The sequence below is a fragment of the Xenorhabdus siamensis genome, from assembly GCF_037996745.1.
Lineage (GTDB): Bacteria > Pseudomonadota > Gammaproteobacteria > Enterobacterales > Enterobacteriaceae > Xenorhabdus > Xenorhabdus indica.
In genome coordinates this window covers 27,364-50,969 of record NZ_JBBMXE010000010.1, presented here as the reverse complement: position 1 = coordinate 50,969, position 23,606 = coordinate 27,364, and the positions used below count along the sequence as shown (strand labels likewise).

Genomic DNA, 23,606 nt, shown 5'->3' with positions numbered 1-23,606 from the left:
AAAGGAATTTATTAAGTGTTATCATAATTTATTTTCCCTTGAAAATAAGAGATTTTAGTATTGTTAATTTCTTGTTGAGCTATATTTATAAGTGATTTTCTATCAATTTTACCATTACTATTAAGTGGAAAATATTTGATATTTAAATAAGCATAGGGATGCTTATAACTTTCTACTTGTTGGATTATGTAGTTAGCTATTTTTTTACTGACTATTTCAAATTCATCGAAAGAAACGCTCAAACATAAAATGGGTCTGTATTCGCAGGTATTATCTAACCAAGGAACGATAAATACATCTCCTGCTTCTGGAAACGCAATGTTCACAAGCTTCTCTATTTCAACGGGTACAAGCCAGCGACCAAATACCTTAAATTTATCATCGTCTCTACCATGATAATAAAGATACCCTTCTTCATCCTGAGAAAACAAGTCTCCTGTGCGATACCAGCCTCCAGAAATCGTATTTTGAAAATCATTCCAATACCCAGAGGAAAGGGATTTAGAACTCAGCATAAGAACACCAGTTTCCCCAACTGGCATGATTTTTCCATTTTGATCTACAATTGTTCCAGAATACCCTGTAATAAGTTTTCCAATACTCCCTGAACGAGGGGGATAACCATAAGTTGTTGCAAAAGCATGGCATGTTTCAGTTGATCCAAATGCATCATGTATTACAATATTAAATTTATCTAACCAGGCTTTTTTTAAAGAAAAAGATAACATAGAGCCTGAAGAAATAATCAAACGGAGATGAGTGTTTTTTTTGAATTCATCATCTTTGAGTAACAAACGAAATATAACTGGGCCAGAAAAAAGAACCGTTGGTTTAAACTGTTTGATGTTATCTGCCACTCTTATCATCGAAGGCCAATCACTATCTATGATTGCAGTAGCACCAGAATATAATGGAAAAAATAGGGTATTCCCCATACCATAACCAAAAAATGTTTTTGATGTTGAATAGATAATGTCATTTTTGGTTATCTTTAACTGATTTCTGGAAAAATTTTCACAAGAGGCCAGGATTGATGAGGCACTGTGAATAACCCCTTTAGGTTTTCCTGTTGAGCCAGAAGTATATTGTATGAAAGCTGGTTCAAACACAGTTTTTTCCAAAAAATTATTCCATGTACTATCGGAGTCTTTAGGCATCCAATCAGAAAACGCCGAAAGATCATCTGTTCTTTTGATACGGATTAGATTTATTTTTTCTTTCGGTTTAATCGGCATTTTATTATCTTCATCAATGAAAACAAGTGAGTTATTAAACTCATTGAGAATGTAATAAAAATTATTTATGGGTGATTTTGGATTAATAATGACAGGTAATAAACCAATTGCTAAACAAGAGAAGAACAAAATGACTAATTCTCGACTATCATTGAGGCATAAAATAACTACTGTATTCTTTTCTATTTTTTTTAATTGCAGGGCTGAGGCACTTTTTTTGACAAAGAATGCAAGTTTAGAGTAACTTATTGAACCATCAGGTCCGATAAAACATGGCTTATCAAGAAATTCATTTTCTAAAACAAATCGTTTTGCTAAATTTATTGATTTAGTTTTATTGTCAATTATTCCCCTGTCAAAGGCGTTATCTTTCAAAATCTCTTCTAAAGACATAATAATTACCTTTCTATGAGTTATTCTAATTCTTCTCGTAATGCAATATTGCCTATGTTTTGTAATAGTGGTGCATTCTCACAAGCAATATAAAGACATTTTTCTTTACATATATTTATATGTTTGTGTTCAGCCCAAGGTGGAATATAAATGGCATCTCCTGCTGACCATTCAATATTATTATATCCAATCTTAGACATTCCTTTTCCTTCTATAATATAAATAATGGTTTCATAATTATGTCGATGTAAATTAGTAGATTGATTAGGGTCAAGGTGACCTAATGTCATACTAATTGTTTTAGCTGGCAAATTAACTATATTTACTTTATGTTTTCTTTCTTTTGAAAAATTTTCCTCACTATAACTATTACTATTTGTGACATTTTTATGAATTAATTTTTCTGATTCTGGAATATAAGAGAGCAACTTATTATTGACACGAAAAAAATCATAAGAATTAAATGAAGTATGCTTTTCTTGATTGTTTAAATTAATATTTTCTCCTTTCTCATTAATGCTATTCCAGATATCATCTAGAATTTTGATACGATTTTTTACCATTTGACTGCCAATATGAATGGCTTTGAGACGTAATGATTCATCTTGGCCAATTAACCTAGTCATTATGCTGAACATTTTAATTGCATGAGTTTCATCTTCTTCAATATGAAGACTGAAGAACTCTGTTGCATCATTATCGTAGTTTAATGTGAGTAAAAAATCTAATACGGGCTTGTAAATTAAGGGAACAATAGCTTCAGCACCAAGGCACATTGCTGATAAACCTTCTAAAGGATCGTCAGCAAGACAATAAGTAAGCATAGAATCAATCATAGCAGTTGTGTTTTCAAAAGGTTTTTGGCTATTTATATCAGCTCCGACAGTTGCTAATGTTCTGTGAAAAAGTTCTGCATGGGTGATTTTATTATTATCCTCTAATCCTATTTCTCCCAATAAATTCTCAAGAAGATCTTGTATATCTTCTAATAAAGGTAATTTACTTATAAGTGCGATCAGATAACGTGTAAAATAGCGGGAATAGTAATAATGTTGAATTAAAAACGTTTTCAGCATACCTTCACTGGCAGTGCCATGACTAAACGCCTGGAGTACAGGGTGTCTTGTCAGATTCTGCAACTCTTTCGAGTCCAACCAGTCAATCCATATATCATTTATATTTTCTTGAGGTAGACTTGAATTCTTTTCTTCTATTTTTAAGCTCATTTTTACCCTCTTTTTTATATTAATAATATAGTTATTATTGTATTAACTCGGTGTCTTTATACCAATACTTAAATCACAATAATTAAAACAAAGTTAATTAATATCAAAGAGATAAATAAATCATTATAACTAAGATCAATAAAAAACATTCCCTATTTTGATATAGCCTTAATATTTAGATAATAAAACTTAGAACAAAATTATATGATTTTTTATTGTTATTATTTTAGTGAGTTAAATTTTATTTAATTAAGTAAGTTAATCAGATTTTTAAACATTAATAGCGAGATGTGATATTAATGCTATATTTAATTCACCATTGTTAATAAAATGATATTTATTCTTATTATGCATGTTATTTGACTGCTGATATGTCGCTTAAAAACTATGACATAAATAATATGATAAGAATTACACTTACTGTTAGGGGCTACTGACGTCTATTATTCATTATTTGCTCAATCCACATCGGCAACCAAGTTTTTTCAAAAGTTTCTTGCGTGTTTTCTGACTTCGTCTTCCGAAAGTATGTGCAATGATACGCTTTAACCGGGATTTCCAAGCATACCATAGCTAACGTTGTTGCTTTTTGTTTCCAACAAAAGGCTCCCATTTCATCAAATTCGCAGATAAGCTGAATTTCCACGTTATCCAAATATACCTAAAGAACAACGCGTTGAATGTGTGATCGAATATACCCAATGGAACGGGTATGGCCTGCTATATTAATTATTGCAGGCCAACTCTGGTTTATCCTCCACTTGGGAAAATCAAAGTCTGTCCCGGCGCTTCACGGTTCAGATGAATAAAATTCAGATGTTTTTCATAGTGATCAAGAATGTCGCTGATTATCTGTTCTTTTGTATAGCCCATTAAATCATTACCCTGTGTGCCTTCCATCAGAAAGGTTTCCAATCGGAAGTAATAAGACTTACCCAACCTCGCACGATAGGTAAATCCGGGTACGGAATAACGCTGCGGCCATATCTGATAAATAAAATTCTGTTCTTCCCCCAAATCAACAATCAGTTCAAGCGGGCTAAGACGCTTGTCCTCCTCCGAATGCAGAGTACTAAACTGCACTTTCGCACCGCGTAATTCCAACTCTTTTGCAACTTCCTGCATCGCAGGGCGACACATCATATCCAACATACGTTGGGTACTTTTCGTTCCCGGAAAATGCATCATACGACTCAGGCGCTGCTTCCAGTTCAAAGAACCATTGTCATGTACCAATGTTGGGGATGTATTCTGTAATGCACTGGCCTTACGGAAATCTTCCACCCGTAACGATTTATACAACCCCGCCATAATAAAGAAGATCACAAAACTAAATGGTAAGCCCATAATTACCGTGGTGTTTTGTAAAGCAGAGATACCATCCGTCATCAATATGCCCAATGTCAGCACACCAATCGCCACAGACCAGAATATTCGCAGCCAGTTTGGTGCATCATTATTAATATCACTGAGGTTAGATGTGAAATTACCTAAAACTAATGCTCCCGAATCAGCCGATGTAACATAAAATAACAGCCCGGTGATCGTAGCAACGGAAGCACTAAAAGTGAAAGCCGGATAAAGTGCCAACAGGTTATAAAAACCCCGCTCTGGATGGTTCAATACTGTTTCAGCTAATTGCCGATTGCCGTGAAGAATTTCATATAACGCACTGTTACCAAAAATGGATAACCAAAGCAGCGTAAAAACAAATGGAATAACCAGAGTTCCCGTTACAAACTGGCGAATTGTTCGACCACGGGAAATACGCGCAAGGAATAATCCAACAAACGGTGACCAGGCAACCCACCATGCCCAGAAAAACAGTGTCCAGTTATTCATCCATTCGGTCGGGCGTTCAAATGCGAAGCTATTGAGTGTCATGCTCATAAAACGGCTGATGTAATCACCAACATTCTGCACCAGTCCATTAAACAAAAATTCTGTATCCCCCACAAACAGGATAAATAGAATCAATCCTAATGCCAGTAACACATTCAATTCGGACAAAAATCGAATGCCTTTGTTCACACCAGAGGTGACAGATACCGTTGCCACGATCACCGAAAGCAGTATTAATCCCCCTTGAACACCTAAGCCCTGTGGCAACCCAAAAAGCACTTTCAAACCGTAATTTAGCTGCACCACACCGATTCCCAATGTAGTTGCGATACCGAAAATCGTCCCTATCACCGCAGCAATATCCACGGTATGACCGATAGGCCCTTTGATACGATTGCCAAAAATAGGATAGAGCGCTGAACGGATAGTTAATGGCAAGTTGTAACGATAACTGAAATATCCCAGTGCAATCCCCATCAGAGCATACATAGACCAGCCCGTCAGGCCATAGTGGAACAATGTCCACACCATCGCCTGACGAGCTGCTTCAATCGTTTCCCCTTTCCCCGTAGGTGGACGCATATATTGTGTAACCGGTTCAACTACTGAGAAAAACATCAAATCAATGCCTATCCCGGCAGCAAACAGCATCGCCGCCCAACTGAGCAAACTGAATTCGGGCTTAGATTGTTCCGGCCCTAGTTTGATAGAACCAAAACGGGAAGCGGCAACAAATATGACAAAGACAATATAAAGCGTTGCAGCAAGCAGATAGTACCAGCCAAATGTTTTAGTTACCCAATTCAGCGTACTTTTTATCCAGATACTCGTTGTATCCGTAAAGAAAAACGTGAAAAGAGAAAAGACAATAATTAATACTGCTGAGATAAAAAAAACGACAGAGTTCAGTGTATCCTTCTGACTATTTTTTGGACTGTCTTGTGTATTCATAGGCAGTTCCTGAAATTAATAAAAAGAAAAAACAAAAAAGAATAATGCTAATAACATAATGAATAATAAATAAAAATTTAAATCACTCTCAATAATCCCAACCCTTAATTGTGAAAATATTGTAATAAAACATATTTAATTTTGATTGAACATTCAATTAAAAAAAAGTTTAATAGCGGCCGAATCATTGATTTTCTGAGTGTCAGGCCATGCCCAAAATTGGAATACAGTCGATAAGAAAACAACAACTCATTGATGCAACATTAGCAGTCATCAATGAAGTTGGAATGCAGGAAGCAAGTATTGCGCAGATAGCCAGAAAAGCCGGGGTTTCTAACGGTATTATCAGTCACTATTTCAAAGATAAGAACAGATTACTTGAAGCGGCTATGCGGCATCTATTGCATCAACTCAAAATGGCTGTAGCACGACGGTTACGGCTACTCGACAATGCCACGCCGGCTCAAAGGATAACAGCCATCGTTGAAGGAAATTTTGACGCCAGCCAAATCAATAGTGCAGCCATGAAAACCTGGCTGGCTTTTTGGGCCAGCAGCATGCACCAACCCAATTTATACCGATTACAACAAGTGAATGAACGTCGCCTGTATTCCAATATCTGTGTTGAATTCAGAAGGGTTCTGCCCAAAAGAGAAGCGCAACTGGCAGCACAAGGGCTGGCAGCTTTGATTGACGGTATCTGGCTGAGAAGTGCCTTAAGCAGCAAGCCTTTTGATATAGAAAGTGCCTTCACTATTACTATTGATTATATCGAGCAGAAACTCAGATAACTGGTGTACCCTGAGTTCTGACCTAAGGAGACTCTATGACCCGTTTTGGTTTACAGAAGCTTTATATCCACGGTGCTTATGTTGATAGCACCAACCCTGACAGAAACACTTTTGATGCAATCAATCCAGCCAATGGTGAAGTCATTGCTCAACTACAGGCGGCAACTGAACAAGATGTTGAACTGGCTGTGGAAAGTGCCCAAAAAGGACAGAAAATCTGGGCAGCAATGACTGCGGTAGAGCGTTCACGGATCTTACTTAAAGCGGCAGATATTCTCCGTGAGCGCAATGATGAGTTATCCGAACTGGAAACACTGGATACCGGCAAACCGCTCTCTGAGACTCAGGTAATTGATATCCTTACCGGTGCCGATGTTCTGGAATATTATGCCGGTCTGATCTCTGCGATTGAAGGCCAGCAAATTCCATTGCGTGAATCCTCTTTCATCTATACGCGCCGTGAACCACTAGGTATCGTAGCAGGTATTGGTGCATGGAACTATCCAATCCAAATTGCATTGTGGAAATCAGCACCCGCGCTGGCGGCCGGTAATGCCATGATTTTCAAACCCAGTGAAGTCACTTCCCTCACCGCCCTGAAACTCGCTGAAATTTACACTGAAGCAGGTTTACCTGACGGAGTATTTAACGTCCTGACAGGCATGGGATATGAAGTAGGCCACTATCTGGCTGTCCATCCGAAAATCGCCAAAATATCTTTTACCGGCGGTATTGTCACCGGCAAGAAAGTAATGGCTAACGCATCCGGATCAACATTGAAAGAAGTCACAATGGAACTGGGTGGTAAATCTCCGTTGATCATTTTCGATGATGCCAATCTGGATCGGGCTGCTGATATTGCCATGATGGCAAATTATTTCAGTTCAGGTCAGGTCTGTACCAACGGCACACGCGTTTTTATCCCGAAAGCACTGGCTCCTGATTTTGAAAATAAAATTCTTGAACGTATCAAACGGATCCGCATTGGCTCACCGCTTGATCCGAATACCAATTTTGGACCATTGGTCAGCTTCCCGCATATGGAATCTGTCTTGCGCTACATAGAAAGCGGCAAAAATTCCGGTGCCCGTCTGCTATATGGCGGCAAACGCTTAATGGACGGTGCTCTGGCGAAAGGGGCATTTGTTGCACCAACCGTATTTACCGACTGTACCGATGACATGCTGATTACCCAGGAAGAAATTTTCGGCCCGGTAATGTGTATCCTGACCTACGAAACAGAAGATGAGGTCATTGCTCGTGCTAATAACACAGATTATGGCCTTGCCGCAGGAGTAGTGACGAAAGATTTATCCCGTGCTCACCGTGTTATCCACCAATTAGAAGCCGGGATTTGCTGGATCAACACATGGGGAGAATCACCCGCAGTTATGCCAGTGGGTGGCTACAAACATTCTGGTGTCGGGCGCGAAAATGGGCTGGTTACTCTACAACACTATACACAGATTAAATCAATACAGGTTGAACTAGGAAACTTCGAATCCCTATTTTAATCCACAACTGAAACAGAGGAGATAACAATGGTATTTGACTACATTATTATCGGTGCTGGTTCAGCGGGTAATGTGCTTGCAACTCGTTTGACGGAAGATCCGAATGTTACTGTCCTGTTGCTAGAAGCAGGTGGGCCAGATTACCGATTCGACTTTCGTACTCAAATGCCAGCAGCGCTGGCATACCCTTTGCAGGGAACCCGTTATAACTGGGCTTATGAAACCGATCCTGAACCCTACATGAATAACCGTCGCATGGAGTGTGGACGGGGTAAGGGATTAGGCGGATCGTCATTGATCAATGGTATGTGCTATATCCGTGGCAATGCGATGGACTTTGATAATTGGGCAAAACACCCCGGTCTGGAAGACTGGACGTATCTCGATTGTCTGCCTTATTTCCGCAAAGCAGAATCACGGGATATTGGTCCGAATGATTATCATGGTGGAGATGGCCCTGTCAGCGTTACCACCCCCAAAGCAGGCAATAATGCGCTTTTTCATGCGATGGTAGAAGCCGGTATTCAGGCTGGCTATCCAAGCACTGACGACCTGAATGGCTACCAGCAAGAAGGTTTTGGCCCAATGGATCGCACTGTCACGCCCAGAGGGCGTCGCTCCAGCACTGCACGCGGGTATCTGGATCAAGCCAAATCGAGATCTAACCTGACCATTATTACTCATGCACTAACAGACACCATCAAATTTGAGGGTAAAACTGCCGTTGGTGTCGATTTCTACCAAAGTAATAGTTTAATATTGACACAGGCCAAAGCACGCAAAGAAGTTTTGCTCTGTGCCGGAGCCATCGCTTCCCCGCAGATTTTGCAACGTTCAGGCATTGGCCCTGAAGATGTATTGCATGAATTTGGTATTCCTGCGATACATATTTTGCCCGGTGTAGGACAAAATCTTCAGGATCATCTTGAAATGTACCTGCAATATGAGTGCCTCAAACCTGTTTCTCTCTATCCTTCTTTGAAATGGTATAACCAACCGATGATTGGGACTGAATGGTTATTTAAAGGCACGGGTATTGGTGCCAGCAATCATTTTGAAGCTGGCGGTTTTATCCGCTCCAGTAAAAAATTTGCCTGGCCCAATATTCAGTATCACTTCTTACCTGTCGCCATTAACTACAATGGCAGTAATGCAGTCAATAAACATGGCTTTCAAGCTCACGTTGGTTCGATGCGTTCTCCAAGCCGGGGACGTGTGAAAATTAAGTCACGTGACCCACGCCAGCATCCAAGTATTTTGTTTAACTATATGTCTACAGAACAGGACTGGCAGGAATTCCGCGATGCCATTCGCATCACACGAGAAATCATGGTACAACCCGCACTTGCGCCTTATTGTGGCCGGGAGATAAGCCCCGGAGCTGATATTCAGACAGATGAGCAGTTGGATGCCTTTATTCGTGAACGTGCCGAGACAGCTTTTCATCCATCCTGTAGTTGTAAGATGGGATTTGATGAAATGGCGGTTGTTGATGGTCAAGGGCGAGTGCATGGTGTTGAAAACCTGCGTGTCATTGATGCGTCTATTATGCCGGAAATTATTACCGGCAATTTGAATGCCACCACCATCATGATGGCAGAGAAAATCGGCGATAAAATCCGGGGACATACCCCTTTGCCCCGTAGTCAGGCAAAATATTATGTCGCCAATGGTGCTCCGGTACGTAAATCGCCGGTCAACACATCATCAAAAATTTCCTGAAAAAAGGGTGATCACGTTCAGATCACCCTTCCTATATAAATAAATTATCAGAGTGATAAATTCTGGCACACTGAATTAACCTTCCTCTTTTTTACTATTATCACCTTTAAGACTATTGATTAAATCATCCGTTTTTTTATCAGTATCCGATTTGATTTCTTTCGTCTTCGACTTTATTTCATCTGCAAACCGATTAATTTTATCCGTGGCCTGTTGTTGTACCTCCCCCGCTTTGGCTGCCACCTTATCCGCTGCGTCATTTAGAGATTTTGTCACATCATCCTTTACATCAGCCGTCTTGGAAGATTGCGTTTGACTTACCGCATCATGAGTGGAATGGTTGATGTTACCCTGTGTTTCCCTGGATTTATCTACCGACTCACGTTCTCCGCCCGTAGCATTGTCTTTCATGCCTTGTGGTTTTTCTTTTTCATTGTCCGTATCCGTCATTCCTGAGTTTTTTTGCTCAGTATCCGTTTTCATTTGAGACGCACTATCTTCAGTTTGATGGGTTGAATCCTCCGCTTTTTTGGAAGCATCATCACAACCTGCAATAAATGCCACAATTCCTACCAAGAACAGTGTACTAAGAATCTTCTTCATTGATTAACCCCTTGCACTTACGGAAATAACCTTGCGAATGAGTGTCCTGGTTTTTATACCACAACATCCCATAAGCACTTTGCAGCAAACGATGTCTATAAAAACGATGCCTATAAAAAAACTGTACTGATAAAAAGCATGCCGTTAAAAAATACACATATAAAAATAATTCTCATTTTCATCTACCCGATTTACTTTCCTGGGTGACTTATAACAATGCAATATTTCACACAGACACTTTCCGGGAAATTTATGGCAAATAATAGTCAAAATTTAGAAAAACACCCAATCGCAACTTTTATCCGAAAAATTTTAAGCGGAACATTCTCTGGCACTCTGGTGCTAGGCACTGTATTTTCCGGCTCAGTTTCGGCTACTGAAATTCCTTCAAAACAAAAGTCAGAAAAGAAAAATGAGGTGATGCAGCTTTCTACGCTTTCTGTTGTAGGGAGTACACATAACAGCACCAGTGCGGGTAGTTCTGCACTTAAAAAGGAAGATATTGACCGTACTCAGGCGGATAATATCGCTGAGCTGCTTGGACAACTTCCCGGCGTTTCAATGTCTGGTTCACCACGTCCCGGCGGACAAACATTAAATATCTGGGGGATGGGTGACCAAGAAGATGTCAAAGTGACACTGGATGATGCCCCAAAAGGGTTTGAGAAATACCGCCAGGGTTCCATCTTTATCGAACCTGAATTAATCAAACGGATTGATGTGGATAAAGGGCCACATAATATATTGAATGGCAACGGTGGGTTTGGTGGCTCGGTTAAAATTGTGACCAAAGACGCCAGCGATTTATTGCGCCCTGATGAGGATTGGGGTGGTTTTATTAAACAAAGCTACCATACCAATGACAGACAGTGGATCAACAGTGCTGCATTATATGGCAGAGATGCCAATGGCTACGCTGATGGATTACTGTATTTCAGCAAACGCGATGGTCATAATATCCAGCGCCCTGATGGCACACGCTTTGAGTTTTCACAAAACAATCAAACATCCTATTTATTGAAAACCAATTTCTACCCCAGTGATGCGCATACAATAAGTTTATCTGCGATGCGCTCTGAATCGGATGGCTGGCAGCCGTGGGCGGCTAAACGGGATAAGATGACCGTTCCATCAGCCGTTGATGTAGAGAAATACGGTTGGAATGGCGCCTGGAAAAGAAAACTGATTTTCCGTGATCAAATCGATCAAAACTATTCCGCCAAATGGAATATCGCCCCCGAAGATAATCCATGGATTAATCTGACACTGACTTACGCTTATTCCAAAACCAAACAAAACGATAGTCGCCCAAGAAACGCTGCTTCTTTTTTCAGTGGCTCAATGGGGAACAAAAGTTGGACGGATTACACCGACAATATGGTTGAGATCAACAATAATAGTGTGTTCTCAACAGGTGTAATCGAGCATGAATTAATAGCTGGAACCCGTTGGCATAAGAATCAGCGCAACGTTTTAATGTTCGATAAAAGTAAAAGTAAAAATATACAAAACAATGCTGAGTATAATTACGGCTATTATCAGCCTCACTATATGCCATCGGGCACTCAGCATACCTACAGTCTCTATATGCAGGATTCTCTGAAGCTGGGTAGCGTTACAGTTACACCAGGAGTGCGCTATGACCATGTAAAAAATACGGGTGAAGAAAATAAGGCCCCTCGTTTTAACAATAAATCCCCCGAAGCCAATCATGACTACAGCAGTGTAACTTATACTGGCTGGACACCTCATCTGGGCTTAATGTGGAAAACTACTCCGAATCTCTCACTATTTGCAGACATCAGCCATACATGGAGAGCACCACTGGTAGATGAACAATATGAGGTTCAGTCAGAAGGAACCTCCGTTCCGGGCTCCAGCCGTAACCTAAGTACTGAAAAAATGACAGGAATACGATTTGGTGCCATTTTTGATTACGATAATCTGATGCTTGAGAATGACAGTCTACAAATCCGTACTACGCTATTCCATAATCGGGGAAAAGATGAAATTTTCAAAAGACGTGGAATTTATTGTGAGGAACACCATAAAAGTGGTTTATCTAATGCATGTGGAAAACCATTATCGAATCACCGCAATCTACCCGGCTACACCATACAAGGGTTGGAAATAGAAACTTTCTACGATAGCGCCATTCTGTTTGGTAAGTTATCTTACTCCACGATACGTGGACAACGTGATACTTCTCCGCGTGACCCATGGATAGGACATAAAACCTGGTGGGATCAAATACCGCCAACATCATTGCACACCACGTTCGGCTTTAAAATCCCGCTCTTGCAAATGACAATGGGCTGGAAAGGTGACTTTATCCGTAAACAAGATCGTTCACCTGTAGATGACGACCCAGAAGCTGGATATTGGTCATTACCAAAAGCCAAAGGCTATGCCCTGCACGGCCTGTTTGCAAGCTGGCGCCCGTCTCTTATGAAAGGCTTTGAAGCACGGATCACTGTAGATAACCTGTTCAACCGTGATTACTATCCATACTTAGGAGAAGCTGTTTCTGGTATTGGCCGTAATTACAAATTCAGTATTTCACAGCAATTCTAACTAACACTTAACGATTCAACTGATAATCCTCTTAATTTTTAAGGGGATTATCACTGCAATGCCCATTGACTTCCACTAATTAAATAAAAATAATAATCATTATCGTTTTTATTCTACTCCATCAGGCAATATCACATGGCTGTGCAAAAAAGCACATTCGGGCACAATGAAATAGCCCAACAACTCTACTGCGAACACCACAATTGGTTATATAACTGGATCAAACAAAACTGTGTTTATTCACACCATGCAGAAGATCTTGCCCATGACATTTTCATCAAATTGATGCAATTTTCAGATCTTGCTGATGTTCGCCATCCCAGAGCTTTTTTAATTACCATTGCCCGCAGGACTATCGCTAATTACTACCGCCGGAAAAAACTCGAAGACAATTATCTGGAATCTGTCAGTACAATACCGAACAATACTGTATGCCCATCAGAATATCAGCTTACACTGTTAGAACAATTAGAGAGGATAGATAAGATCCTTGATGAACTGCCGAAAAAAGTCAGACAAGCGTTCCTGCTAACACGGCTACAAGGAATGCACTATAAAGATGTGGCAGCAAATCTGGATGTTTCAATGAGCTCAGTGAAAAGCTACTTGCAGCAAGCTCACAGGAAGTGTCATCCTTTTAATACCCTGCTTTGATCTTGAAAGAAGCCGATAAAAAACCCGCTGTTTTGTCTCACAGCGGGCTATCCTTCAAACGCAATTTTTTAACTGGTGGCTGATTTTTTTCAAGAAGAATATCATCAAAGAATGCGGTTTTTCCTCAGTTGAGCATGGCGGGCAGCTTCCCTTGCCATACGTTTTTTACGTGCATCACAAGGTTCAGGACAATCACAAACTTTTTCAACACCTATGCTTCCCAAGCCTCCACAACTTCCCTGAATACTTTTGCGCTTAAAGATATAGCCTAATGCCATCCCCACAAAAGCCAACAGGAAAAAGATAAAGGCTGCGATAAAAACTTCCATAACCTTTCCCTCTTATTTTTTCTGTTGTAACCCGTTATTTTTATCTTGTAACCTGTTGTTTTTATTTTGTAAATAGTACTTAAAAGCCGGGCTATAACGTTCTTCAAAACCATCTTTAGTTTTGACTATCATAAAGACCGGAATGTTCAGTTTTTCAGCTAATTCCATTCCCTTAACCGGCCCTAACACATCTAGACCCGTAGAAAAACCGTCTGCGCTCATACAGGTCGGTGCAATAACCGTAATCGAGACCAGATTATGTCTGATAGGGTTACCTGTTTTAGGATCAATGGTGTGAGAATAACGCACACCATGCTGTTCAAAATAGTTGCGGTAATCACCCGATGTCGCAACAGCCATCTCACCGGGTTCAATAATTTCCTGAGCACTTTGCGTCATTCCACTATCGGATGGCTTTTCAATCGCAATTCGCCACGGCGTACCCTTACCGTTGTTACCTGATGTGCGAACTTCACCACCAATATCAACCATGTAATTTCTGATATTCTGGGAAGTCAGATATTCCGCGACCACATCAACGCCGTAGCCTTTAGCAATGGAGGAAAGATCAACATATAATTCGGGAATGGATTTAATCAGATTATTGCCTTCAACAGATAATTTATCGATCCCAATCCACGCACGACGCGTTACCAATTCTTCATCTGTTGGCGCCTTAGTCACTCGTCCTTCCGGTCCAAATCCCCACAAATTCACTAATGGCCCAACAGTCACATCTAAAGCACCATCCGTCAATTGATTAATACGGATAGCTTCCTTAACCACTTTCGCTGTAGCTGCGGATACCGGAAAAGGTTTATTCACTTCACGACTTTGATTAAAACGACTCAATTCAGAATTTGGCCGGTAAGTGGACATTTGATCGTTTACTTCTTCCAATAAACGATCAATCTCTTTTTGCAGTTTTTCCGGGGAAGATGCCAACGAATCAGCAACATACTTGATGGAGTAATAAGTCCCCATCGTTTGCCCACTCAGGTTCTGTTGTTCTGGGCCACCACATGCTGATAACAGCACGGCCATCAACATCAATATACCCCTGTTGATAATTTTTTTACTCAACATAACTTACTCTTTCTGAATCGTCAGCGCCCACTAAATGTGGGCGCTTATCGTTAAATCAAAGTGTTATATACCCGTCGCTTTTCAATCGTGAAATCCATAGGGTATAGATCATGATCTGATTCAGATCATCAGCCACCGAAATCATCCAGCATAATGTTTTCATCTTCTACGCCAAGGTCTTTCAGCATCTTAATGACCGCAGCGTTCATGACCGGAGGCCCACACATGTAGAATTCACAATCTTCTGGCGCCGGATGGTCTTTCAAATAGTTTTCATACAAGACATTGTGAATAAAGCCTGTATAACCATCCCAGTTATCTTCCGGCAAGGCATCAGACAGCGCAACATGCCAGGTGAAGTTTTCATTTTCTGCCGCCAGTTGGTCGAAATCTTCGGTATAGAACATTTCACGCTTGGAGCGGGCACCATACCAGAAAGAGATCTTACGCTTGGAATTCAAACGATTTAGCTGATCAAAAATGTGAGAACGCATTGGTGCCATACCTGCACCACCACCGATGAATACCATTTCAGCATCGGTATCCTTCGCAAAGAATTCACCGAACGGGCCGGAAATCGTCACCTTATCACCAGCTTTTAATGACCAGATGTAAGAAGACATGATACCCGGTGTCACATCAGGGTTTCTTGGCGGCGGTGTGGCAATACGCACGTTCAGCATAATGATGCCATGCTCTTCCGGATAGTTCGCCATTGAGTATGCACGAACTGTCGGCTCGTTGACTTCAGAAACATAGCGGAACAAATTAAATTTATCCCAATCTTCGCGATATTCCTGCGGTACATCAAAATCAGCATAACGAGCAACATGTGGAGGACATTCAATCTGAATGTAACCACCTGCGCGGAATGGTACAACTTCCCCCTCAGGAATTTTCAGTTTTAATTCCTTAATGAAAGTCGCTTTATTATCGTTAGAGATAACTTCACATTCCCATTTCTTAACGCCGAAGATCTCTTCCGGCAACTCAATTTTCAGGTCTTGCTTAACATTAACCTGACATGCCAGACGGCAGCCTTCTTTTGCTTCACGCTTGTTAATGTGAGACAGCTCTGTAGGCAAGATGTCACCACCACCTTCTTTGATCTTCACACGGCATTGGCCACAAGAGCCACCGCCACCACAAGCTGAAGAAACGAAAATGCCCTGATTGGCAAGCATACCCAACAATTTGTCACCAGCGGGAGCTGTAAAACTTTTCTCCTCATCGCCGTTGACTTCAACTTTAATATCCCCGGTGTTCACTAACTTCGATTTTGCGAACAAAATCATTGCCGTCAGCGCCAACACAATCAGGGTAAACATTACTACGCCTAGAATGATTATATCCATGAATTCTTCTCTCCTTTAGAGCTGCACGCCGGAGAAGGACATAAAGCCCAATGCCATCAATCCGGTGGTAATAAAGGTGATCCCCAGTCCTTTCAAACCTGCCGGAACATCCGCATATTTCATTTTTTCACGAATAGCAGCCATCAGAACAATGGCCAGCATCCAGCCCATACCGGAACCGAAACCATATACAATGGATTCGCCAAAGTTATAGTCACGCTGTGCCATGAAAGAAACACCACCGAAAATCGCACAGTTCACCGTAATCAACGGCAGGAAAATCCCCAGTGCGTTGTAAAGTGCGGGAACGTAACGATCAAGGATCATTTCCAGAATCTGCACCAGTGCAGCGATCACACCGATAAAAGTAATGAAGTTCAGGAAACTCAGATCAACCCCATCAATCAGGGCTCCATCACGGAGTACCAAATTGTAAACAAGGTTATTGGCAGGAACAGAAATTCCCAAAACAACCGTTACGGCAACGCCCAGACCAAAAGCAGTTTTGACGTTTTTAGACACTGCCAGAAAAGTACACATACCGAGAAAGAAGGATAACGCCATATTCTCGATAAAGACGGCACGGACAAATAAACTGATATAATGTTCCATGTTGTCTATTACTCCTTATCAACCTGCTCAGGTTTCAGAGTCCGCAGACCCCAAATCAGCATACCAATGATGAAGAATGCACTTGGGGCCAACAGAAACAGACCATTAGGCTGATACCAACCACCATTTTTGATGGATTCCATCACAGTAATACCCAACAGTTTTCCTGAGCCAAACAGCTCGCGCAAAAAGCCCACCAGTAACAGAATGACACCATAGCCTAAACCGTTACCAATACCATCCATGAAACTCTCCACTGGAGGCGATTTCATGGCATAGGCTTCTGCACGCCCCATTACGATACAGTTAGTGATGATAAGGCCGACAAACACAGATAATTGTTTCGAGATTTCATAGGCATATGCCCGCAAAATCTGGTCTACCACAATAACCAACGATGCAATAATCGCCATCTGTACAATGATTCGCACACTGCCCGGAATGTAATTGCGAATCAACGAAATGAAAAAGTTAGAAAATGCTGTTACCAGTGTTACAGCAAGCGTCATCACCAATGCAGTTTCCAGTTTGGTGGTTACAGCCAATGCTGAACACACACCCAAAACCTGTAATGCAATTGGGTTATTATCAAACAGCGGCCCAAGAAGGACGCGTTTTATCTCTTTACTATCAGCCATCTTTCAAGGCTCCCTCACGTACTTTTTTCAGGAACGGGCCAAAACCATTATCACCCAACCAGAAATCAAACATATGCTGAACACCGTTAGACGTCAGAGTCGCGCCAGACAAACCATCTACACCATAAGGATTATCACCCGCGCCACCACGAACGATTCTGAGCGCCGGAGCACCTTGCGGGTTATAAAGTTTTTTGCCGACCCATTGCTTACGCCATTGTGGGTTGTCAACTTCACCACCCAATCCCGGTGTTTCGCCGTGAGAGTAGTAAGTAATACCGCGAGATGTTACGCCATCCACATCAATGGAAATAAAGGCATACATCATTGACCACAGACCTGAACCATATACCGGTAATACCAACTCAGTCGTTTTGCCATCTCCATCTTTAACCAGATAGATTTCTGCTCTATCAGCACGGCGACGAATTTTCGCCAGATCCTGTTCTGGAGATAAAGCTATGCTGGTTTCATCACTGCGCAGGGCATTATTCAGATCAAAATTACCCTCACTTTTTTCGAGCGTTGCTGTCTTCAAATCAAGCAATCTTGGCTGGATACGGCTATTATAAGTGGCTTTGATTTCTGCTGTTGTCATGTCTGGTTTTAGCAAACCAGCAACATCCAGAATATTACGTTGTTTATCCAACAGTTTTTGTTCTTGTTGCTGTGCTTTCAAACCTACGGCTGAACCCGCAACGACAATCGAACATACAAGGCACAGCACAAAAACAACAAGAAACGTTCTGCCGATGCTGTCATTATTTTTTGGTTTATCATTAGCCACGGGCTTTTCTCCGCTTAATATTGGCCTGTACGACCAGATAATCGAACAGTGGCGCGAACAGGTTAGCAAACAGAATCGCCAACATCATCCCTTCTGGGTAAGCCGGGTTTACAACACGGATCAGGATACACATCACCCCAATCAAGATACCGTACGCCCATTTTCCTTTGTCCGTAAATGCAGCAGATACTGGATCTGTCGCCATAAAGATCATACCGAAAGCAAAGCCACCCAGAACCATATGCCAATACCATGGCATGGCGAACATTGGATTAGTATCTGAACCAATCGCATTAAACAGGCAGGACATTGCAATCATACCGATCATGACACCTGCAACAATGCGCCATGAAGCAATGCGGGCAAACAGAATAATGGCACCACCGATGAAAATCATCAGGGTAGAAACTTCACCAATTGAGCCGGGGATATTACCAAGGAAAGCATCCATCCATGTTACAGGCTGGCTGGTGATGGTGTTCATCAGAGCATGCTGGCCCGCATTCGCCCATTGAGACAGTGGAGTTGCCCCAGAAAAACCGTCAGCCGCAGTCCAGACCAAATCACCTGAAATTTGGGCAGGATAAGCAAAAAACAAGAAAGCACGCCCCGCCAAAGCCGGGTTAAGGAAGTTACGACCTGTTCCACCAAAGATTTCTTTTGCAACTACGACACCAAAAGTAATCCCCAGTGCCGCCTGCCACAATGGCAGTGTTGGTGGAACAATCAGTGCGAACAGAATAGAGCTGACAAAGAAGCCTTCGTTGATTTCATGTTTGCGGATAATGGCAAATAAGATTTCCCAAAAGCCACCAACCACAAAAACGACAGCATAAATTGGCAGAAAATAGGTTGCTCCCAGTAACATTTTGCTGCCCCACCCTGCATCAGGTGTCAGTGATGCACCAAGATACTGGGCCAATATATAATGCCAGTCAGAAGCCAGAACCTGCTGTAATGCCTCTCCACTGTATAGATGGGTCAATGCAGGTATCGCCTGATTCCCTACATTATACATTCCCCAGAACATGGCCGGAAAAACAGACATCCATACCAGAATCATCATACGCTTGAGATCGATGGCATCGCGGACGTGGGCGGTTCCCTTTGTCACTGTTCCCGGAGTGTAAAAAACGGTGCTTACTGCCTCATAGAGAGGATAATACTTTTCCAGTTTGCCGCCGGCCTCAAAGTGGTGTTCTACTTTCTCAAATAAATTTTTCAGGCCCATGAATTACCCTTCCTGCTCAATCTTAGTCAGCACTTCACGCAGTACCGGACCATACTCATATTTACCTGGGCAAACATAAGTACACAGTGCCAAATCTTCTTCATCCAACTCCAGACAACCCAATGCCTGAGCGCTGTCAGTGTCTCCCGCCAGCAAGTCACGAAGCAGATGAGTAGCCATAATATCCAACGGCATCACCCGCTCATAGTTGCCGATTGGCACCATAGAGCGCTCTCCGCCATTTGTGGTGGTTGAAAAAGCAAAACGTTTCGTTTTCAGGAAGTGACCGATAGTAGTACGGGTAATGGAGAATTTATTAACTCCCGGTGCAATCCAGCCAAACAGTTCTTTTTCACGCCCTTCAGCCAGAACAGAGACCAAAATGTGGAAACGTCCCAGATAATGATGTACTTCATCTGATTTCATACCACACAGTACAGAACCGGAAATGATGCGATTCTCACCTTCTTTCAACTGATCTTGTGTCAACTCCAGCAAATCAGCGCCCAGAAGGGAACGAACTAGACGTGGTGATTTAACCTGCGGCCCTGCCAGAGAGATTACGCGATCAGTATACAGTTCACCGGTTGTGAATAACTTACCGATAGCGATAACATCCTGATACCCCAAGTGCCATACTGTTTTTTGGGCACTGACTGGTTCAATGAAATGAATATGCGTTCCAACCAGCCCTGCCGGATGTGGACCGACAAATTGGTTGTAAGTAATTTGAGAATTGTTCCCTGCATTTGGAATATTTCCAGCACCGTGGCAGACGTGGATTTTTCCTTCTGTCAGTTTTGACAGAATATTCAGACCATCAACAAAGGCCTCTTCCTGCGTCGCAATAACAACAGATGGATCAGCAGCCAATGGCTGTGTATCTATTGCTGTGACAAAGATTGCCTTTGGTGTGGAACCGGGGACAGGTGAACGACTGAAAGGACGTGTACGCAATGCCGTCCACAGCCCTGATGCGAGCAGGTTTTTTTCTACCTGTTCACGAGTCAGACCAGCAAGTTCTGCACGATCATAACGATCAAATGTGATTTGCTCATCACCACTCACTTCAATCACGACAGATTGCAGTACACGACGCTCTCCGCGTCCAATGGTAACAACTTTCCCACTTGCGGGACTGGTAAAAACGACCCCTGGATTCTTTTTATCTTCAAAAAGAATTTGCCCTTTTTTGACATGCTCACCTTCCTTAACCAGCATAGAAGGACGCATTCCAACATATTCTTCGCCCAATAAGGCGACATGGCGAATCGTCGGACCATCTTCTATAACTTGGGCAGGCGCTCCTGCTATCGGGAGGTCGAGTCCTTTTTTAATTTTAATCATAAGATTTGCACAAGTTTATCAGTTAAATCATATGCTACAGATCATCCTGTGGAATTTCCCTGGGATAATGCAGCGACTTCAGTAATAAAAAACACGTTGAGCGGCATATGCCTCAAATTATTCATGCCGATAATCGTTACAATATTTTCTTAAGTTTCGCCGGCAACAATTCTAACATTTCCCCCAAACGCTGTCTGACTAATCGAGTGATTTAGCTCAAGCAAATAAAAATAATTTCTCTGCTGAACCGTTAACTACTCGATAAATCCGAGCCTAAGCCTCATTTTTCCCGACAAAGGAGCGCTTTTTGCGCAATCGATTATTTTATGGGGACCCAATATTGCGGTTATATTTACTCAGCATATTGCCATGACCTGATAACCTTAGACTCAGTATTTCATTAATTTATTAACTTTTAGGTAGCGATGTTATGAAAGAAAAATTTATTTATTTCTCACTCATTTTACTTCTTACCAATATACCAATTTTTACTCTGGCTAAAGGCGCATTATCAAGGAATTACTCATTAAGTGAACACTCACCATTAAGACAACTCGGTGCTGAGATCTTCATTCAAATATTCAAAGAAGAAAAAGTTCTTGAACTCTATACCAAAAACAGCACCGGACATTATCAATTAACCCAACAATACCTTGTCTGTAATTACTCCGGTGGTCTTGGCCCCAAGATATTGACCGGTGATTTCAAAAGCCCGGAAGGTTTTTACCACGTCAACCTTAAACAGTTAAAGCCGGATAGCAGCTATTATCGGGCCATTAATTTGGGCTTTCCTAACGAATTTGATAAATACCGAGGTTATTCTGGTAAGAATTTAATGATCCATGGTGAATGTAAATCCATTGGCTGCTACGCCATGACTAATCGTTATATGGATGAGATATATCGATATGCGGAAAGTGCACTCCATCATGGGCAACGTGAAATTAAGATTAATATTTACCCTTTCAGGATGACGCCATCAAATATGAGACGCCATCACAATAACATTAATTACTCATTTTGGGAGCAGTTACAGCCTGCCTATGAATATTTTATCAAAAACGGCATACCTGCTACTGTCAATGTCATCAGAGGGCAATATATTGTTAGCGTGACACCTCCATCTGCTCGGAAAAATCAATCAGAATATGCGTTCACCAAGGTGAAATAAAGCATAGCTTCCCGGCTCAATTTTATTCCAGGTTTCATTATGCGTTAAAGGCTGAGTTGCGATCACTGATACCACATCATCAGGGTGGGTATGTTGCTGAAAATCAATTTCAATATCCTGATCGAGCAATGTCGCCTTACCGAAAGGTGACCGGCGGGTAATCCAATGCAATTGTGTCGAACAATAGGCCATCATAAATTTCCCGTCAGATAACAACATATTGAATACCCCTTTTTCCCTGAGTTCATCTGCCAATGATGCAATAAAACGGAACACCGCGGACCAGTTAGCAGGCCGCTTAGGATATCTGATTGATAATCGGTGCAATATCCAACAAAACGCCCGCTCACTGTCAGTTTCACCAACCGGACGATAATTTCCCGTTTTCAGGTGACGATATCCTTTCAATTGCCCATTATGAGCATAAGTCCAGTGTCTGCCCCACAATTCACGTGTAAACGGATGGGTATTGACCAGAGATACATTGCCACGGTTGGCCTGACGAATATGAGCAATAATGGCCTCAGATTTGATCGGATAACCCTGAATAAAGCGGGCAACAGGTGAATAATAACAGGGTTGATGGTCTTTGAAAGTTCGGTAACCCAACCCTTCATAGAAAGTGATCCCCCAACCGTCCCTATGAGGACCGGTATTCCCGCCACGTTGGATCAGGCCACTCAAACTGAAAATGATATCCGTTGGTACATTGGCATTCATGCCAAGTAATTCACACATTGCCTACCTCTAACCTGCACCTGACAATCTGTAATCAGACTCTTACCATTTCTTTTTCAATCAACTGAATCAAAATATGGATTACTTTGATATGAATTTCCTGAATACGATCCGCATAACCAAAATGCGGTACACGAATTTCAACATCTGCAGTTTCTGCCATTTTACCGCCATCTTTACCCGTCAGCGTAATGACTTTCATCCCTTTTGTGCGGGCAGCTTCAATTGCCTTAATAATATTACCGGAATTGCCCGAAGTCGAAATTCCGAGCAAAACATCCCCCTTTTGACCAACGGCCTCAACATAACGGGAAAACACATAATCATAGCCAAAATCATTGCTAACACAGGATAAATGGCTGGGATCAGAAATAGCGATACCAGGATATCCTGGGCGATTTTCGCGATAACGGCCTGTCAACTCTTCCGCAAAATGCATAGCATCGCAATGTGAACCGCCATTACCACACGAAAGCACTTTTCCTCCCGCCTTAAATGAATCAGCCAACAAAACGGCCGCTTTTTGAATGGCCTCAATATTTGTATTATCGTTGAGGAAATTAGCCAGCGTTTCTGCGGCTTCGGATAACTCATTGCGGATCAGATCTTGATACATGGGACTCATACTCCTGAAAGGAAAGGGCTTCGGGATTAATAACAACAATTACCCAGTGTAACGGATTCCACCCCCTGAAAGAAGATACCATCACCTCTCTAAGAAATTCTCCCACCAAAAACTTTAATGACTTTGTGAGCCAGATTGTAATTAAGATGTAAATATATTGATAATTGTCTCTTCCTCATCTA

20 protein-coding genes and 1 pseudogene are annotated in these 23,606 nt (G+C 41.8%); 6 read left to right on the top strand and 15 right to left on the bottom strand.

The features are described from left to right. Positions 1–11: 11 nt before the first annotated feature. The 4 genes and pseudogenes from AAC852_RS10605 to AAC852_RS10590 all read right to left on the bottom strand — a co-directional run bounded on the left by AAC852_RS10605 (position 12) and on the right by AAC852_RS10590 (position 5,647). Positions 12–1,628: an AMP-binding protein gene (locus AAC852_RS10605; protein WP_340621009.1), complete on the bottom strand. Its 1,617-nt coding sequence runs from the start codon at positions 1,626–1,628 to the stop codon at positions 12–14. A gap of 20 nt (positions 1,629–1,648) precedes the next feature. Next, positions 1,649–2,854, bottom strand: coding sequence for an iron-containing redox enzyme family protein (locus AAC852_RS10600; RefSeq protein WP_340621008.1), 1,206 nt, complete (start codon positions 2,852–2,854; stop codon positions 1,649–1,651). 486 nt (positions 2,855–3,340) lie between these two features. Then, positions 3,341–3,509 (bottom strand): annotated as a pseudogene (locus tag AAC852_RS10595) (IS1 family transposase); the annotation flags it as partial. 95 nt (positions 3,510–3,604) lie between these two features. Beyond that, positions 3,605–5,647 (bottom strand): choline transporter, encoded by a 2,043-nt coding sequence (locus AAC852_RS10590; RefSeq protein ID WP_340621007.1) that lies wholly within the window; start codon positions 5,645–5,647, stop codon positions 3,605–3,607. 209 nt (positions 5,648–5,856) lie between these two features. Here AAC852_RS10590 and betI point away from each other — a divergent pair, with 209 nt between their 5' ends. From betI to betA, 3 genes are read left to right on the top strand one after another with little or no spacing between them, the layout of a single operon-like run. After that, positions 5,857–6,438, top strand: coding sequence for a transcriptional regulator BetI (gene betI, locus AAC852_RS10585; protein ID WP_340621006.1), 582 nt, complete (start codon positions 5,857–5,859; stop codon positions 6,436–6,438). A gap of 35 nt (positions 6,439–6,473) precedes the next feature. After that, positions 6,474–7,952, top strand: coding sequence for a betaine-aldehyde dehydrogenase (gene betB, locus AAC852_RS10580; RefSeq protein WP_340621005.1), 1,479 nt, complete (start codon positions 6,474–6,476; stop codon positions 7,950–7,952). A gap of 27 nt (positions 7,953–7,979) precedes the next feature. After that, complete coding sequence (gene betA / locus AAC852_RS10575) at positions 7,980–9,674, top strand: choline dehydrogenase (RefSeq protein WP_340621004.1); 1,695 nt, start codon at positions 7,980–7,982, stop codon at positions 9,672–9,674. Between the two features lie 75 nt (positions 9,675–9,749). Here betA and AAC852_RS10570 read toward each other — a convergent pair whose 3' ends face one another. Continuing rightward, positions 9,750–10,277 (bottom strand): YtxH domain-containing protein, encoded by a 528-nt coding sequence (locus AAC852_RS10570; protein WP_340621003.1) that lies wholly within the window; start codon positions 10,275–10,277, stop codon positions 9,750–9,752. Between the two features lie 252 nt (positions 10,278–10,529). On the opposite strand from AAC852_RS10570, the gene AAC852_RS10565 reads away from it, so the two are divergent. Together AAC852_RS10565 and AAC852_RS10560 are read left to right on the top strand one after the other, a co-directional pair. Next, entirely contained in the window at positions 10,530–12,851 is a 2,322-nt protein-coding gene (locus tag AAC852_RS10565) for a TonB-dependent hemoglobin/transferrin/lactoferrin family receptor (RefSeq protein ID WP_340621002.1), read from the top strand. Between the two features lie 135 nt (positions 12,852–12,986). Continuing rightward, entirely contained in the window at positions 12,987–13,505 is a 519-nt protein-coding gene (locus AAC852_RS10560) for a sigma-70 family RNA polymerase sigma factor (protein ID WP_340621001.1), read from the top strand. A 104-nt stretch (positions 13,506–13,609) separates the two neighbouring features. Here the strand turns inward: AAC852_RS10560 and nqrM are convergent, their stop codons facing one another. From nqrM to AAC852_RS10520, 8 genes are all read right to left on the bottom strand, one after another. Continuing rightward, on the bottom strand, positions 13,610–13,834 hold the full coding sequence (gene nqrM / locus AAC852_RS10555) for a (Na+)-NQR maturation NqrM (protein WP_340621000.1): 225 nt from the start codon (positions 13,832–13,834) through the stop codon (positions 13,610–13,612). 12 nt (positions 13,835–13,846) lie between these two features. Then, a complete protein-coding gene (locus AAC852_RS10550) occupies positions 13,847–14,920 on the bottom strand; it encodes an FAD:protein FMN transferase (RefSeq protein ID WP_340620999.1) in 1,074 nt (357 codons plus the stop codon). Between the two features lie 128 nt (positions 14,921–15,048). Continuing rightward, positions 15,049–16,275 (bottom strand): NADH:ubiquinone reductase (Na(+)-transporting) subunit F, encoded by a 1,227-nt coding sequence (gene nqrF / locus AAC852_RS10545; RefSeq protein WP_047685297.1) that lies wholly within the window; start codon positions 16,273–16,275, stop codon positions 15,049–15,051. A gap of 15 nt (positions 16,276–16,290) precedes the next feature. After that, on the bottom strand, positions 16,291–16,887 hold the full coding sequence (gene nqrE, locus AAC852_RS10540; protein WP_038263259.1) for an NADH:ubiquinone reductase (Na(+)-transporting) subunit E: 597 nt from the start codon (positions 16,885–16,887) through the stop codon (positions 16,291–16,293). 8 nt (positions 16,888–16,895) lie between these two features. After that, positions 16,896–17,525, bottom strand: coding sequence for an NADH:ubiquinone reductase (Na(+)-transporting) subunit D (locus AAC852_RS10535; RefSeq protein ID WP_047685294.1), 630 nt, complete (start codon positions 17,523–17,525; stop codon positions 16,896–16,898). Beyond that, positions 17,518–18,312: a Na(+)-translocating NADH-quinone reductase subunit C gene (locus AAC852_RS10530; RefSeq protein WP_340620998.1), complete on the bottom strand. Its 795-nt coding sequence runs from the start codon at positions 18,310–18,312 to the stop codon at positions 17,518–17,520. The genes AAC852_RS10535 and AAC852_RS10530 overlap by 8 nt, the downstream gene beginning before the upstream one ends. After that, positions 18,305–19,543, bottom strand: a complete 1,239-nt coding sequence (locus tag AAC852_RS10525; RefSeq protein WP_340620997.1) for an NADH:ubiquinone reductase (Na(+)-transporting) subunit B — start codon at positions 19,541–19,543, stop codon at positions 18,305–18,307. Before AAC852_RS10525 ends, AAC852_RS10530 begins: the two co-directional genes overlap by 8 nt. 3 nt (positions 19,544–19,546) lie before the next feature. Continuing rightward, positions 19,547–20,890, bottom strand: coding sequence for a Na(+)-translocating NADH-quinone reductase subunit A (locus tag AAC852_RS10520; protein WP_340620996.1), 1,344 nt, complete (start codon positions 20,888–20,890; stop codon positions 19,547–19,549). 430 nt (positions 20,891–21,320) lie between these two features. Here AAC852_RS10520 and AAC852_RS10515 point away from each other — a divergent pair, with 430 nt between their 5' ends. Further along, a complete protein-coding gene (locus AAC852_RS10515) occupies positions 21,321–22,061 on the top strand; it encodes a L,D-transpeptidase family protein (protein ID WP_340620995.1) in 741 nt (246 codons plus the stop codon). On the opposite strand, the gene AAC852_RS10510 is transcribed toward AAC852_RS10515, so the two are convergent. Both AAC852_RS10510 and lpcA read right to left on the bottom strand, forming a co-directional pair. Next, entirely contained in the window at positions 22,032–22,799 is a 768-nt protein-coding gene (locus AAC852_RS10510) for a class II glutamine amidotransferase (protein WP_340620994.1), read from the bottom strand. The genes AAC852_RS10515 and AAC852_RS10510 overlap by 30 nt on opposite strands. Before the next feature lie 34 nt (positions 22,800–22,833). Then, a complete protein-coding gene (gene lpcA / locus AAC852_RS10505) occupies positions 22,834–23,415 on the bottom strand; it encodes a D-sedoheptulose 7-phosphate isomerase (protein WP_340620993.1) in 582 nt (193 codons plus the stop codon). Positions 23,416–23,606: the final 191 nt, after the last annotated feature.

Excerpts from the sequence above, each read along its gene's own strand:
- AAC852_RS10550 (WP_340620999.1), bottom strand. The coding sequence starts at position 14,920 with ATGTTGAGTAAAAAAATTATCAACAGGGGTATATTGATGTTGATGGCC.
- AAC852_RS10535 (WP_047685294.1), bottom strand. The coding sequence starts at position 17,525 with ATGGCTGATAGTAAAGAGATAAAACGCGTCCTTCTTGGGCCGCTGTTT.
- AAC852_RS10590 (WP_340621007.1), bottom strand. The coding sequence starts at position 5,647 with ATGAATACACAAGACAGTCCAAAAAATAGTCAGAAGGATACACTGAAC.
- AAC852_RS10525 (WP_340620997.1), bottom strand. The coding sequence starts at position 19,543 with ATGGGCCTGAAAAATTTATTTGAGAAAGTAGAACACCACTTTGAGGCC.
- AAC852_RS10565 (WP_340621002.1), top strand. The coding sequence starts at position 10,530 with ATGGCAAATAATAGTCAAAATTTAGAAAAACACCCAATCGCAACTTTT.
- betA (WP_340621004.1), top strand. The coding sequence starts at position 7,980 with ATGGTATTTGACTACATTATTATCGGTGCTGGTTCAGCGGGTAATGTG.
- nqrM (WP_340621000.1), bottom strand. The coding sequence starts at position 13,834 with ATGGAAGTTTTTATCGCAGCCTTTATCTTTTTCCTGTTGGCTTTTGTG.
- betB (WP_340621005.1), top strand. The coding sequence starts at position 6,474 with ATGACCCGTTTTGGTTTACAGAAGCTTTATATCCACGGTGCTTATGTT.
- AAC852_RS10570 (WP_340621003.1), bottom strand. The coding sequence starts at position 10,277 with ATGAAGAAGATTCTTAGTACACTGTTCTTGGTAGGAATTGTGGCATTT.
- AAC852_RS10510 (WP_340620994.1), bottom strand. The coding sequence starts at position 22,799 with ATGTGTGAATTACTTGGCATGAATGCCAATGTACCAACGGATATCATT.
- AAC852_RS10600 (WP_340621008.1), bottom strand. The coding sequence starts at position 2,854 with ATGAGCTTAAAAATAGAAGAAAAGAATTCAAGTCTACCTCAAGAAAAT.
- lpcA (WP_340620993.1), bottom strand. The coding sequence starts at position 23,415 with ATGTATCAAGATCTGATCCGCAATGAGTTATCCGAAGCCGCAGAAACG.
- nqrF (WP_047685297.1), bottom strand. The coding sequence starts at position 16,275 with ATGGATATAATCATTCTAGGCGTAGTAATGTTTACCCTGATTGTGTTG.
- AAC852_RS10605 (WP_340621009.1), bottom strand. The coding sequence starts at position 1,628 with ATGTCTTTAGAAGAGATTTTGAAAGATAACGCCTTTGACAGGGGAATA.
- AAC852_RS10520 (WP_340620996.1), bottom strand. The coding sequence starts at position 20,890 with ATGATTAAAATTAAAAAAGGACTCGACCTCCCGATAGCAGGAGCGCCT.
- nqrE (WP_038263259.1), bottom strand. The coding sequence starts at position 16,887 with ATGGAACATTATATCAGTTTATTTGTCCGTGCCGTCTTTATCGAGAAT.
- betI (WP_340621006.1), top strand. The coding sequence starts at position 5,857 with ATGCCCAAAATTGGAATACAGTCGATAAGAAAACAACAACTCATTGAT.
- AAC852_RS10515 (WP_340620995.1), top strand. The coding sequence starts at position 21,321 with ATGAAAGAAAAATTTATTTATTTCTCACTCATTTTACTTCTTACCAAT.
- AAC852_RS10560 (WP_340621001.1), top strand. The coding sequence starts at position 12,987 with ATGGCTGTGCAAAAAAGCACATTCGGGCACAATGAAATAGCCCAACAA.